Origin of the sequence: Synechococcus sp. 1G10, assembly GCF_002252625.1 — a bacterium.
Lineage (GTDB): Bacteria > Cyanobacteriota > Cyanobacteriia > PCC-6307 > Cyanobiaceae > Regnicoccus_A.
Window position 1 is genome coordinate 132,130 of record NZ_NQKW01000005.1, and the last position, 12,364, is coordinate 144,493.

General features: G+C 68.1%; 13 protein-coding genes. 3 read left to right on the top strand and 10 right to left on the bottom strand.

Annotated elements, in window-relative coordinates; genetic code table 11:
- The first annotated feature begins 77 nt into the window (after positions 1-77).
- A complete protein-coding gene (locus CJZ82_RS06265) occupies positions 78-392 on the top strand; it encodes a hypothetical protein (RefSeq protein ID WP_369820024.1) in 315 nt (104 codons plus the stop codon).
- Here the strand turns inward: CJZ82_RS06265 and CJZ82_RS06270 are convergent.
- The 7 genes from CJZ82_RS06270 to arsS all read right to left on the bottom strand — a co-directional run bounded on the left by CJZ82_RS06270 (position 382) and on the right by arsS (position 8,627).
- The gene (locus CJZ82_RS06270; protein WP_094554947.1) at positions 382-1,026 is read right to left on the bottom strand and encodes a diacylglycerol/polyprenol kinase family protein; all 645 of its coding nucleotides are present in this window, start codon (positions 1,024-1,026) and stop codon (positions 382-384) included. The two genes, CJZ82_RS06265 and CJZ82_RS06270, sit on opposite strands and share 11 nt — an antisense overlap.
- A 49-nt stretch (positions 1,027-1,075) precedes the next feature.
- Entirely contained in the window at positions 1,076-2,056 is a 981-nt protein-coding gene (locus CJZ82_RS06275; RefSeq protein WP_094554948.1) for an RpoD/SigA family RNA polymerase sigma factor, read from the bottom strand.
- A 183-nt stretch (positions 2,057-2,239) separates the two neighbouring features.
- Positions 2,240-4,375 (bottom strand): polyphosphate kinase 1, encoded by a 2,136-nt coding sequence (gene ppk1 / locus CJZ82_RS06280; RefSeq protein ID WP_094555014.1) that lies wholly within the window; start codon positions 4,373-4,375, stop codon positions 2,240-2,242.
- Positions 4,376-4,416: 41 nt separating this feature from the next.
- The gene (locus CJZ82_RS06285) at positions 4,417-5,673 is read right to left on the bottom strand and encodes an MFS transporter (RefSeq protein ID WP_094554949.1); all 1,257 of its coding nucleotides are present in this window, start codon (positions 5,671-5,673) and stop codon (positions 4,417-4,419) included.
- 44 nt (positions 5,674-5,717) lie between these two features.
- The gene (locus CJZ82_RS06290; protein WP_094554950.1) at positions 5,718-6,815 is read right to left on the bottom strand and encodes a methyltransferase domain-containing protein; all 1,098 of its coding nucleotides are present in this window, start codon (positions 6,813-6,815) and stop codon (positions 5,718-5,720) included.
- Positions 6,816-6,876: 61 nt separating this feature from the next.
- Entirely contained in the window at positions 6,877-7,617 is a 741-nt protein-coding gene (locus CJZ82_RS06295) for a TVP38/TMEM64 family protein (RefSeq protein WP_233130080.1), read from the bottom strand.
- On the bottom strand, positions 7,614-8,627 hold the full coding sequence (gene arsS, locus CJZ82_RS06300) for an arsenosugar biosynthesis radical SAM (seleno)protein ArsS (RefSeq protein WP_094554951.1): 1,014 nt from the start codon (positions 8,625-8,627) through the stop codon (positions 7,614-7,616). Before arsS ends, CJZ82_RS06295 begins: the two co-directional genes overlap by 4 nt.
- Positions 8,628-8,794: 167 nt before the next feature.
- On the opposite strand from arsS, the gene moaC reads away from it, so the two are divergent.
- Positions 8,795-9,307, top strand: a complete 513-nt coding sequence (gene moaC, locus CJZ82_RS06305; protein WP_094554952.1) for a cyclic pyranopterin monophosphate synthase MoaC — start codon at positions 8,795-8,797, stop codon at positions 9,305-9,307.
- A gap of 13 nt (positions 9,308-9,320) precedes the next feature.
- The gene (glp, locus tag CJZ82_RS06310) at positions 9,321-10,586 is read left to right on the top strand and encodes a gephyrin-like molybdotransferase Glp (protein ID WP_094554953.1); all 1,266 of its coding nucleotides are present in this window, start codon (positions 9,321-9,323) and stop codon (positions 10,584-10,586) included.
- 42 nt (positions 10,587-10,628) lie between these two features.
- Here the strand turns inward: glp and CJZ82_RS06315 are convergent, their stop codons facing one another.
- The 3 genes from CJZ82_RS06315 to CJZ82_RS06325 are packed head-to-tail and all read right to left on the bottom strand — an operon-like array spanning position 10,629 to position 12,338.
- Positions 10,629-11,102 carry a molybdenum cofactor biosynthesis protein MoaE gene (locus CJZ82_RS06315; protein ID WP_094554954.1) on the bottom strand — a complete coding sequence of 158 codons (474 nt, stop codon included), beginning with the start codon at positions 11,100-11,102 and terminating at the stop codon, positions 10,629-10,631.
- A gap of 4 nt (positions 11,103-11,106) precedes the next feature.
- Complete coding sequence (locus CJZ82_RS06320) at positions 11,107-11,358, bottom strand: MoaD/ThiS family protein (protein ID WP_369820025.1); 252 nt, start codon at positions 11,356-11,358, stop codon at positions 11,107-11,109.
- On the bottom strand, positions 11,355-12,338 hold the full coding sequence (locus tag CJZ82_RS06325) for a class I SAM-dependent methyltransferase (RefSeq protein WP_094554956.1): 984 nt from the start codon (positions 12,336-12,338) through the stop codon (positions 11,355-11,357). The genes CJZ82_RS06320 and CJZ82_RS06325 overlap by 4 nt, the downstream gene beginning before the upstream one ends.
- Positions 12,339-12,364 lie beyond the last annotated feature (26 nt).

Genomic DNA, 12,364 nt, shown 5'->3' on the forward strand with positions numbered 1-12,364 from the left:
CTAAGTTGCCGTTCCTTGAGGCATCCGGTGATGCATCAGGAGCGAACCCAATGTCCTATCTCCTCCAATTTTGCGGCTTGAGCGAACCCCTCCAGCTGTTCTATCTTGAGCAGAGTGGCGCTACCAAGGAGCCCACAGGGCCAGTGTTTGCCGGCTTTCGACCCTTCCAGCTCGATGATCTGCTCGGCTGGGCCCTGGGTTCAGCCCGTCAGCGGGGCTGGGATCCCGAGGGCATTCAGACCACCGTTCTCCAGGCCTGGATGGAGCGTGCCGAGGTGATCCGTCAGTGGCAGCTGCGTCTCAAGGCTGAGCCCAGCGATCGGCTGGTGGTGGCCGGCCTCGGCACCCCCTCCGACTGGCAGCACCGCTGCGAGGGGATGCTCAGGGCCTGAGCGAGAGCCAGCTCCAGAGCAGGCCCGTAGCCACTGGAACGCTGAGGTTGTCGAGGCCGACGATGGCGATCTGCTCCAGCAGAGTGGCCGCCAGGCTGATCAGCACCAGGGCGGCTGGGCCGGGCCCGGTGCCCCCCAGCTGGCGCAGGAGCACCACCACCAGCAGGGCCATGCCGGCCATGGCCCCTGTGCCCACAACCGACTTGCGTTGCCCGAGGATCTGCCAGCTCGGTGAGGAGATCAAGGGTCCAAGCAGCCCGGCGAAGCCATCCCCCAGGGCCATGACCAGCACCCCCGCTACCACGGCCTGGGGCTGGGCCGGCCAGAACAGCGCCAGCAACAGGGTGATCGCGGCGCCGTAGGCCACGGTTCCGTAGCTGTGGCGCCCCACGTCCTCAATGGCCGGTAGTAAGCGGTAGCGGTGGTTAAGCGCCGCCAGCAGGGTTACCACGGCAGCAGCCGGCAGGGCGATCCAGCGATCGACCCCGACGGCCCAGGCGATCAGCACCACCGGTCCGGAGCCGATATGCAGCAGTTTGCGGCTCCATTCGGGTTGATCAGGCCAGCGCTGGCGGGCCCAAATCGCTAGACCGAGGACACAGGCCAGCCAGACCAGCACCAAGGCCACTCCCATCAGCGCTTCAATCCCAGCCGGCGGTGCCCAGCCTGACAGCCGCCCTGGCTCAGGCGGCCTGCTGCAGGTTGCTCATCAGCCGCAGTTTCATGATCGCCTTGGCTTCAAGCTGCCGGACGCGTTCGCGCGAGACGTTGATCTTGCGGCCGATCTCAGCGAGGGTCAGCGGCTCCTTGCCTTCCAGACCGAAGCGCAGCCGCAGGATTTCCTGCTCCCGCTCGTTCAGCTGGGAGAGCCAGGCGCCGAGGTGCTCCTTCTGAATCGAGCGGTCCATGTGATCCATGGGCTCGGCGCTGGCCGGATCGGCGATCAGCTCGCCCAGGGTGCTGCGGTCTTCATCGCCCCTGGCGTGGGCATCAAGGGAGGCGCAGGGAGCGCTCTGGGAGATCAGATCCTCCAGATCCTTGATATCCATGCCCATGGCATGGGACAACTCCAGCCGGTTGGGCTGGCGACCGAAGCGGTGGGAAAGCTCCCTGGTGATGCGACGCATCTTCGAGAGCTTTTCACTCACATGAATCGGCAGGCGAATCGTGCGAGCGCTGTTGTCGATGGCCCGGGTCATGCCCTGGCGAATCCACCAGTAGGCATAGGTGGAGAATTTGTAGCCCATGGCCGGATCGAACTTGTCAACGGCCCGCTCCAGCCCGATCGCCCCTTCCTGGACAAGATCGAGAAGCTCCAGCCCCTGGTTCTGATATTTCTTGGCGACGCTCACCACCAGACGCAGGTTGGCGGCCATCATGCGGTCGCGGGCACGACCCCCCATGCGGATCTGATGCCGCTGGCGGGGAGTGAGGGAAGCGTCGGGTAACTCCAGCAGGCGCTTCATTTCCTGCACGTGGTGAGCCAGCTCGATCTCTTCAGCTGCCGTGAGCAGGGGTACGCGGCCGATGTTGCTCAGGTACCACCCGATGGAATCGGCGCTCAGCCGACCTCCTCCGGTTTTGGGCTGCACCGCCCGTGCCGCGGACTTCGCTTTTTTGGGAGCGAGACCTGTGGCAGGGGTGGATTGCAAAGGTGTCCCCATCACCTCAGCCTCCGGATGAGTTGTGCGCGGAACATAGCAGGGTCCAGAGGTGGCCTGCTGTAAAAATCCGAAGACTCCGTGAAGATGGACAAGCTATTTTTCTTCATTGAGTTGTGCATGATGCCGATTCAACAGGACGTGTAGCGATGCTTACCAGAATTGGTGATCCTGGTTCGCTATGCCTCAGGCCGGTGCATTCAGCCCTTTGCGCCACTGCTTGATCAGATCGAGCTGGGCGCAGCGGGGGTCGCCACTGGGCCGTCGCTGGATGAAGCTGCCGTCGCTCTGCATGTCCCAGGCGGCGCAGTCGTCGGTCTGGTAGGTGTCCAGCAGGCGCTCCAGCTTGCTGCGCAGCTGAGGATTCTTGATCGGTGTCACCGCTTCGACGCGACGGTCGAGGTTGCGTGGCATCCAATCGGCGCTGCCGATGTACATCTCTGCCTCACCGGCATTGGCGAACCAGAACATCCGGGAGTGCTCGAGAAAGCGGCCGATGATGCTGATCACCTGGATCGTTTCGCTCACACCAGGCACCCCGGGCCTCAGGCAGCACATCCCGCGGATGACCAGCTCGATCACCACCCCGGCCTGGGAGGCTTCATAGAGCAGGGCGATGATCGCTGGATCCACGATTGCATTCATCTTGGCGCGGATGTGTCCGCCTCTGCCCTCGCGGGCGTGGCTGATTTCCCGCTGGATCAGGGCTTCCATTCCCTTGCGCAGGGTGACGGGAGCCACCAGCAGACTGCGGAAGCTCTGCTGTTTCGAGAAGCCGGTCAGGTAGTTGAACAGCTCCACCAGATCCTGCCCAAGCTCCGGTTGGGCCGAGAGCAGGCCGAGGTCGGTGTAGAGGCTGGAGGTTTTGGAGTTGTAGTTGCCTGTGCCGATGTGCACGTAGCTGCGCAGCCGTTCTTTTTCCTTGCGCACCACGAGCATGATCTTGGTGTGGGTTTTGAGGCCCAGCACGCCGTAGACCACGTGAACGCCCGAGTGCTCTAGCTGACGGGCCCACTGGATGTTGTTGTCCTCGTCGAAGCGTGCCTTGAGCTCCACAAGGGCCATCACCTGTTTGCCGTTTTCGGCGGCGCGGATCAGCGCCGCGATGATGGGCGAATCCTTCGAGGTGCGGTAGAGGGTCATCTTGATGGCCAGTACCGAGGGGTCGTCGGCGGCCTGGTTGATGAACTCCTCCACCGAGGTGGAGAAAAGGTCGTAAGGGTGATGGAGCAGCACATCGTTGCGCCTGATCGCCGCAAAGATGCTCTCGAACTCCTCCGCCTTGATCGAGCCATCCCCCAGGCGGCTCTTCTGGGCCCGGCCCAGGGCGGTGGCGGTGCGGCCCTGGTGGGGCTTGTCCTTGAGCTGGGGCAGGGGGATCGACAGCAGGTGCATCAGGTCGTCGAGGCCCAGCGGTCCATTGATCCGATAGAGGTCGGCCAGATCCACATCGGTGCCCTCCATCAGCAGATCCACCACCTCATCGGGCATTTCGTTCGCTACCTCGAGCCGCACCACTTCTCCGCCGCGGCGGCGTTTGCGCAGGCCCTCCTGCAGAGCCTCCATCAGATCGTCGGCCTCCAGGTCGCGCAGCTCCAGGTCAGCGTCGCGGGTGATGCGGAAGAAGTAATGCCCTTCGATCGTCATGCCGGGGAAGAGCAGCTGCAGGTTGAAGGCCACCACCTGCTCCAGGGGCACCACGGTGTACACGGGGGAGGGCTCGCGGGTGCAGAGTTCGGTGGGAATCTCGACGAAGCGCGGCAGGGTCTTGGTGGGCACCTTCACCCGGGCGAACTGCTGTTGCCCGGTGTCGGGATCGCGGATCAGGGCCGCCACGTTCAAGCTGAGGTTGCTCATGAACGGGAAGGGATGGGCCGGATCCACCGCCAGGGGGGTGAGCACCGGAAAGATGGCGGTCTGGAAGTAGGAGTTGACCCAGGTCTTCTGTTGTTTGTTCAGGCGTTGGTAGTCGATCAGTTGAACGCCCTGATCAAACAGCTCCTGTTTGAGGTGATGGCGGTAGTGGGCCTGCTGTTGCTCCAGCAGCGGGCGCAGTTTCAGCTGGATCGCCTCCAGCTGCTCCCTGGGGGTGAGACCGTCGTCGCTGAGGGTGGAGACGCCCGCCTCCAGCTGTGACTTCAGGGACGCCACCCTGACCATGAAGAACTCATCGAGGTTGTTGCTGAAGATGGCGCTGAATTTCGCCTGCTCCAGCAACGGCGTGGCGGGATCAAGGGCCTGGGCCAGCACACGGCTGTTGAACGCGATCCAGCTCAGCTCGCGGTTGATGTAGAGCTCTGGTGCCACGACGGGCTCATTCATCACCGGATCCATGGCTGGGGCTGTTGGGTGGAAGGTAGCAATCAGGGCCTGGGAGGCACGGTCGTGGACTTGCTTGCGGAAAGGCTGCTGAGGGGTCCGGCTCCGGCCACCAGCAGCCCCACCACCAGAAACAGGGCGATGCCGGCCCAGAAGGGGCTGGTCTTGCCCACCAGGTCGTAGGCCAGGCCCGCCAGGGGTGGGCCGATGAAACTGCCCAGACTCTGAAGACCCTGGAGGCTGCCCAGGGCTGCTCCCTGGCCACTGTCATCCAGCCGGCGTGACACCTGGCTGCGCAGGCAGGGGGTGACCAGCCCGGTGCCGAAGGCCAGCAGGGCCAGGGCAGGGAAAACAACCTGCAGGGCGTTGGCCTTCCTGGCCAGGGGAATCAGCAGACAGCCCACGACCACCAGACCCAGGCCGACCTGGCTGAGGCGTACCTCACCAAAGCGTTGCACCAGCGGTCCGATCAGACCTCCTTGCACCACCGTTGCCACCACACCCACCACCAGGAAGGCCATGGCGGCCAGCTCCGGCCCCCAGCCGAACACCTGCTTGAAATAGAGCACCAGCACGGCGGTGAAGCCGCCGAAGCCCAGAAAGAACAGAAAGAAGGCCAGGCTGAGCCGCCGCACCCGGGGGTTGCGAAACACCCGCGTCAGCTGGGTGAGCGGGTTGAGTTCCCGCTTGCGCGGTAGTGCCAGGCGCGCGGCCGGGGGATGGGTTTCCGGCAGCACCGTGATCACCAGCACCAGGTTCACGGCTGCCACCGCCACTGCCAGCAGCAACGGCAGCGTCACATTCACCCCCGCCAGCAACCCCCCCAGGGCCGGCCCGAGGATGAAGCCGAGTCCGAAGGCCACGCCGATCAGCCCGAAGGCCTTGGCCCGCTTCTCCGGAGGACTGATGTCGGCCAGCACGGCGCCGGCGGTGGCGGCAGTGCCGCCGCTGACCCCATCGATCAGCCGGGCGGCGAACAGCAGTGGCAGCGGCCAGGTGCTGCCGGCCGGCCAGGGCAGGGCCAGGGTGAGAGCAAAACCACCCAGGCCCAGCACCGAGCCGGCCACACAGCCGGCGATCACCGGTTTGCGTCCGAAGCGGTCGCTGAGGGCACCGATCAGCGGGGTGAACAGGAACTGGGCCAGGGCGTAGCTCCCCGCCAGCAGCCCCAGGGTGCGCCCATCGCTGGTGAAGCTGGCCAGCAGGAACGGCAGCAGGGGAAAGACGATGCTCTCCCCCAGGCGGTCGTTCAGCAGCGTCAGGAAGACGCAGAACCGCGTGGAGGGGCGCGACCAGCCCATGGCGACGACCCGCAACACAGCCGTTACCTTCCCATGGGCAGTCGTCAACAGCAGGAGCTGGAGCCTGCAGTGGTTGGCGCGGACGTGGCCGGTGTGATCGTGGTTGACGTGAAGGGCATCACGCTGCCGCAGCCAGGAAACAGGCCGAAGTGGGCGCTGGAGTGGGCGTTGATGAAGCTGAAATGGGGTGCCAGCCGGCTCTGGTGCAGCATTTTGAAGCTGTTGCCGCAGACGGGAAACACCCGACCCGTTTCGAAGCTGTGGTGGATGTCGAGGTCGACGCGGTGCGGGTGGCCGGGGATTGTGCCCTTGTAGATCACTGCCTGGCCGTGATCTTCACAGGCATCTTCGAGGCTGTCGATGTTGAACAGCCGGTAGGTGGCTGAGAAGAAGCGCAGCTCGCCGGTGCGCGCGGCCAGCTCCGGATCGGTGATCTCCAGGGGGCGGTCGCTCAACAGGCGCGGATCGGCGAAGCCCGCCTGGCGGGCCAGGCGCAGGAAGTCGTTCCAGTAGAGGGCGCCACTGAGGCATTCGCCGTAGAGCACCGGATCGGCCTGCAGGGCCTGGGGCACGCGCCGGTCGGCGTAGACATCGGCGAAGTGGAACTCACCGCCCGGCTTGAGCAGCCGCCGCACGCCGCGCAGCACCGCCAACTTGTCGGTGGAGAGGTTCACCACGCAGTTGGAGATCACCACATCGAAGCTGGCGGGCTCCAGGTCGAGCTGTTCCAGCTGCTCGATGAAGCCCTCCAGAAAACGGACGTTGTCGTAGCCGAAGGCCTCGGCGTGAAAGACGCGGTGGGACTCCGCCACCGCCAGCTGCTCCGCCGTCATGTCGACCCCCACCACGCTGCCGCTCGGTCCCACCAGCTGGGCGAGCAGGTAGGCGTCGCGGCCGCTGCCGCAGCCCAGGTCCAGCACCCACGCCCCCTCCAGCAACGGCGGGCAGACCAGGCCGCAGCCGTAGTAGCGGGAGAGCACCTCGGGATGGAGGCGGCCCAGCAGGGGCCGGAGGGCGGCAGGCACGGCGCTGGCATCGCAGCAGGCGTTGGTGCGCAGATCGGCGCTGCTGCTCAGGGTGCTGCCGTAATAGGTCTGCACGGCCTGCTGCACGGCGGCCTCGTTCAGGGGGGTGCGGGTCATGCGGTGGTGGGCAGCTACCGGTTTTGAAGGCTAGTGATCCAGGCGGGGCCACGGCCCGGGCTCATTCCTGCCGCCAGAGCTTCCAGCGCTCCAGGGCCAGCCGCGCGATCCAGGGGAAGGCCCCCAGCAGCGCCAGCGACAGCAGCAGCGGCGGCGTGAGGATGCCTTCGAGGCTGCGCAGCTGCCCCAGCTGCGTGCCGGCATTCACGTAAAGGAGGGTGCCGGGCAGCATGCCGATCTGGCTGGTGACGTAAAAGGAGAGCGTGCGGATCGGGGTGAGCCCCATCACCACATTCACCAGAAAGAAGGGGAACACAGGCACCAGCCGCAGGCTGAGCAGGTAGAGCACACCGTCGCGGCGCAGGCCCTCCTCGATCGGGGCCAGCCTGGCGCCGAAGCGGTTCAGCATCGCCTCGCGCAGCAGGGTGCGGGCCAGCAGGAAGGCGATGGTGGCCCCGGCGCTGGAGGCGAATGAAACCAGCAGGGTGCCGAGCCCCAGCCCGAATACCGCGCCTCCGGCCAGGGTCATCACCGCCGCGCCGGGTAGGGAGAGCCCGGCGACCAGCACATAGGCCAGGCCGTAGAGGGCCGCGGCGCTGAACGGCGCCCGCTGGCGCCAGGCCAGCAGGCTGGTGTGGGCGTCGCGCAGGGCGTCGAGGCTGAGCTGCCGGGGCAGATCCAGCAGGAAGAACAGCGCCACCAGTGCGGCCACCGCCAGCAGCAGCAGCCAGCGCCTGGAGGCTGGGGAGGTTGGGATTGAGGTTGGGCTGGAGGGGATGTCTGGCTCGGGGTTGGCCGTCATGCGGCCAGCGCCCCGCCGCAGCTGGAGCCGCTGCCGGCGGTGCAACCGAAGCAGTGGTCGGCCACCTGGATCGGATCGCCGCTTGGGTCGCGCCGCAGCAGATCCCGCAGGTGGGGTCGTTCTCCAGGCTCACCGGCCGCCTCGGCGGCAGGATCGCCGCTGGCCACAAGCCCCAGCTGCTGGTTGAAATCGCAGTCGTAGAGGAAGCCCTGCCAGTCGACGCTGATCAGCTGGCGGCACATCACCTGCTCCAGGTTGGCGTCGCGGTGGCTGCGGCGCAGCAACACCCGGTAGTCCTCCAGCTCCCCCTGGGCGCTCAGCACCGCCGCGAAGCGCTGAACGGGCATGTTGGCCAGGGCATAGAGCCGGTTGAACACCACGCCGTGATCGGCCGCCAGCACCCGCCGATAGTCCGCCTCCAGCGGTCCCTGCGCTGGTGGCAGCACCGCCCCCTGGGGGTTGAACACCAGGTTCAGCTCCAGGCCCGAGCCCGGCTGGCCGTAGCCGAGCGCGTTGAGCTGACGCAGGCCGTCGATGCTGCGCTGGAACACGCCGGAGCCCCGCTGACGCTCCACGTTGTCCTGCAGGTAGCAGGGCAGCGAGGCCACCACCGTGACCCCCTCGGCGGCCAGAAAGGCGGCCAGTTCCTCCTGGCCCGGCTCCTGCAGGATCGTGAGATTGCAGCGATCGATCACCTCCACCCCCAGGGCGCGGACCCGTCGCACCAATGGCCGGAACTCGGGGTGAAGCTCCGGCGCGCCGCCGGTGAGATCGAGGCAGCGCAGCTCCCTGGCGGCCAGTACCTCGGGGATCAGGGCCAGGACGTCTGCCGCCATGCTTTCGGTGCGGCTCGGGCCGGCATTCACGTGGCAGTGCACGCAGGCCTGGTTGCAGCGGTAGGTGAGGTTCACCTGCAGGGTTTCCAGGCGGCCTCGCCGCAGCGGCGGGAAGACGTTGCCGGGTTCCAGGCGGTCGCGTCCAGGGGTGGTGCGCTGGGGGGCGATGGTCACGGTGGTGATCGGATCGTGCTGGTGAAAACGCGGTGCTCGGCGAGGGCACTGCCCACGGGCTCAGACCCTTCTAATCGGCCAATTCCAGCGCCTGAGGCCGGTGGGGCACAGATCGCACCTGGAGCGCCTGACCCCGGCTTAGCGTTCGCAGACTCGCGTGGGACCCCGTGCCGGAGCTCGGCAGGCCCGATCCGTCACTCAGCCACCTCAACGCCAGCGGTGAGGTGCACATGGTGGAGGTAGGCGACCGCCCCGCCACCGATCGCCGTGCCGTGGCCGAGGGGTTCATCGCCATGGACCCGGCGGTGCTGGCGCTGGTGCTCGAAGGCCGGGCCCCCAAGGGGGATGTGCTGGCGGTGGCGCGGGTGGCGGCAATCCAGGGTGCCAAGCGCACCTGGGAGCTGATCCCCCTCTGCCACCCGATCGCGCTCACGGGCCTGGAGGTGCGCATCGAGCCCAGCGCCGATGGCCGCGGCCTGCGCCTCGAAGCGTCCGCCCGCACCACCGGCCCCACGGGGGTGGAGATGGAGGCGCTCACAGCCGTGCAGGTCGGTCTGCTCACCCTCTACGACATGGTGAAATCCGCTGATCCGGCCATGACCATCGGCCCGGTGCGGCTGCTGGAGAAGACGGGGGGACGCCACGGCGCCTGGCACCATCCCGGCGCCGTGCCCTCCTGAGCCGTGAGCCCCGATGAGCACCAGCGCTGCATCGCCTGAGCCCTACCCCCGCGAGGGTCTGCCCCTGGAGGAGGCCCGCCGCCAGGTGCTGGCCGCCATCACGCCCCTGGCCGGCAGCGAGACGCTGCCGCTGCAGCAGGCCCTGGGCCTGGTGAGTGCCGAGCCGGTGCTGGCCGCGGAGGCGGTGCCCGGCTTCCGCGCCTCGATCATGGATGGCTATGCCCTGGCGGCGGCGAGTGTCCCGCAGGTGGGACACTCGTGGCCTTTGGTGGGTCGCTCGGCGCCAGGAGCCCCTTACCCCCGGGCTCTGGCGGAGGGGGAAGCCATCCGCATCCTCACCGGTGCTCCCCTGCCGGAAGGCGCCACCCGGGTGCTGCCCCAGGAGCTGGTGGCCGCCGATGGCGAGCGGCTGAGCCTGATGCGCGAGGCGGGGCCCAACCCCTGGATCCGCGCCGCCGATGAGGAGGCCGCAGCCGGCCAGGAGCTGCTGGGCGCTGGAGTGCGTCTCGGCCCCGCCGATCTGGGCCGGCTGGCCAGTTGTGGCGTGGCGGAGCTGGTGGTGCGGCGGCGCCCCCGTGTGGGGCTGCTGATCACGGGCGATGAACTGGTGCCGGCGGGCAGCGCCCGCGGGCCGGGGCAGATCTGGGAGAGCAACGGCACGCTGCTGGTGGCGCTGCTGGAGCGGCTGGGGCTGGCGGTGGCCGAGCGACGGGTGGTTGCCGATCAGCCCGCCGCCCTGCGCGCCGCCCTGCTGGAGCTGGCGGCCGGCTGCGATCTGGTGGTGAGCACCGGCGGGGTGTCGGCGGGTGACAGCGACTGGATCCGGCCGCTGCTGGCGGAGCTGGGATCGGTGGCGTTCTGGAAGCTGTTCCTCAAGCCCGGTCGGCCGTTCGCCTTCGGGCGGCTGGGGGATGGGGGCGCTGGCACGCCATTTTTTGGCCTGCCGGGTAATCCGGTGGCGGCCGCGATCACCGCCCTGCAGCTGCTGCTGCCGGCGCTGCAGCTGCTGGAGGGAGCGCCGGTGCAGCCGCTGCCGCGCCTGAAGGTGCGCCTGGCCGCTGACCTGAAGCGAGGCTCAGGCCGCCCCGAGCTGGCCCGCGCCCGTCTGCAGGTGGGACCCGATGGCGAGCTGCTGGCGCTGGTGGACGGCAGCCAGGCCTCATCCCGCATCGGTTCGCTGCAGGGTGCCGACCTGCTGCTGGAGATTCCGGCGGAGCTGGGCGCGCTGGCGGCCGGCACGGAGCTGTGGGCCCAGCTGCTGCGCTTGCCGATCTTCTGAAGGCTGTCGCTGCGTTGAACACGCTCCTGCATGCCGCCCCGTTCAGAACGCCGTGTTGCCCTCCACCCAGGTGCCCACACCGCCGCACCACTCCCGCTTCCAGAAGGGGGCATCGTGTTTAAGGGCTTCGAGCAGCTCCTGGCCGCCCCGCTGGGCCGGGCCGCGCCGGTCGGCGGCCACGGCCACCAGCACGATCGCCTCCCCTGGCAGCACCCGGCCCACCCTGTGATCCACCCGCACCGCCAGCAGGCCATGGCGGCGGCTGATGGCGGCGGCGATCCGCTCGATCTGGGTTTCGGTCATGCCGGGGTAGTGCTCCAGCTCCAGGGCTTCGAGCGCTGCGCCATGGGCGGTGCGGCCGCGCACCCGACCGATGAAGTGGGCTTCCGCGGCCGGCGCTTCGGCGCCGCCGGCCGTGAGATTCCGCTGCCAGTCGGCCAGGGCCGAGAGCGGGTCGAAGCGGGCGGGATGGAGCCTGAGCTGCAGCGGGCGCTCCTCTGCCGATGGGTGTGCCATCGGCTCAGCCCCCACTGATCGGCGGCAGGAAGGCCACCTCATCGCCGCTCTGGAGCGGCTGATCGAGTGCGGCGAATGCCTGGTTCACCGCCACCCGCACCTGGGGCGGGATGGCCGCGCCCAGCCCCAGGTGCGGCCAGAGGCTCGCCGGTGTGGGGGATGGATAGTCAGGTGTGATCGCCAGGCTTCGCTCCCACCAGCCCGCCTGCTCCCGCAGCGAGGCGAACAGGCGCACCATTATAACGGCGGTGCTCACGGCCGCGTGGCCACCAGCACCCGGTGCCGGTGGTCGGAGGCCACCCGGCGGATAGCCGTGAAACCCGCCTCGGCCAGGGCGGCGGGCAGATCCAGACGGAAATAGTCCTCGAGGTAGGGCTCGGTGGCCTTGAGCAGGGTGGCCAGGGCCGGCGGCATGGAGCGGATCACCTCTGCTTCCGGGTCCTGGTCGACCAGGGCGAGCACCCCCTGGGGCCGCAGCAACCGCGCCGCTTCTTTCAGCACTGCTCGGGTGGCAACGCCCGGCAGTTCATGGCAGAGGAACTGGGCGGTGATCAGATCGAAGCTCGCCGCCGGCAGGCCCGTGGCTTCAGCGGCGCCGTGGTGCCAGGCCCTGATGCGGCCGCTGGCGTCGCGCACCCGCGCCACCGCAAGCATCTGGGGGGAGAGATCGAGGCCGCTCACGTGCACATCGCTGTGGCCGTGCTGCTCGAGCCAGTCGGTGAGCGCCAGGGTGCCAACCCCCACGGAGCAGCCGATGTCGAGGACGTCGCGCACCGGGCCGCTGAGACTGGGTTCGATCGCGGCGTAGATGCCGTCGCGCATGCGCTGCTGGGCGGCCGCGGGGTTGAGTTGTTTCTCCTCTTTCCACACCCGCAGCGCCACCGAATCGGTGGCCTGCTCGGTTTCGCAGGCGGCCTGCCAGCAGAGGTTTCCTTCCTCATAGGCGTGGAAACGGGCGCGGTAATAGGGGGGGATCACAGTGGCCGGGTTGGTGGAGGCCACCAGCAGGGGCTCCGCCTGCTGGAGCAACTGCTCGCGGCGCCGCCTCCAGGGGATGCCCCGGGTTTCGGCGGTGCGGATCATCATGCGCCGGGCCTGTAGGAACAGCAGCTGACGCACGGGCTCCACCGCCAGCACCGCGGCGATCAGCCGCCCCAGGGGCGTGCGCGCATCCACCCAGGGGGGCGGCGGCGGCGAGGCGATCACCGGGCCGGTGGGGATGGCGCTGGTGTTCATCGGGACGCTGGGATCGGCGGCGTGGC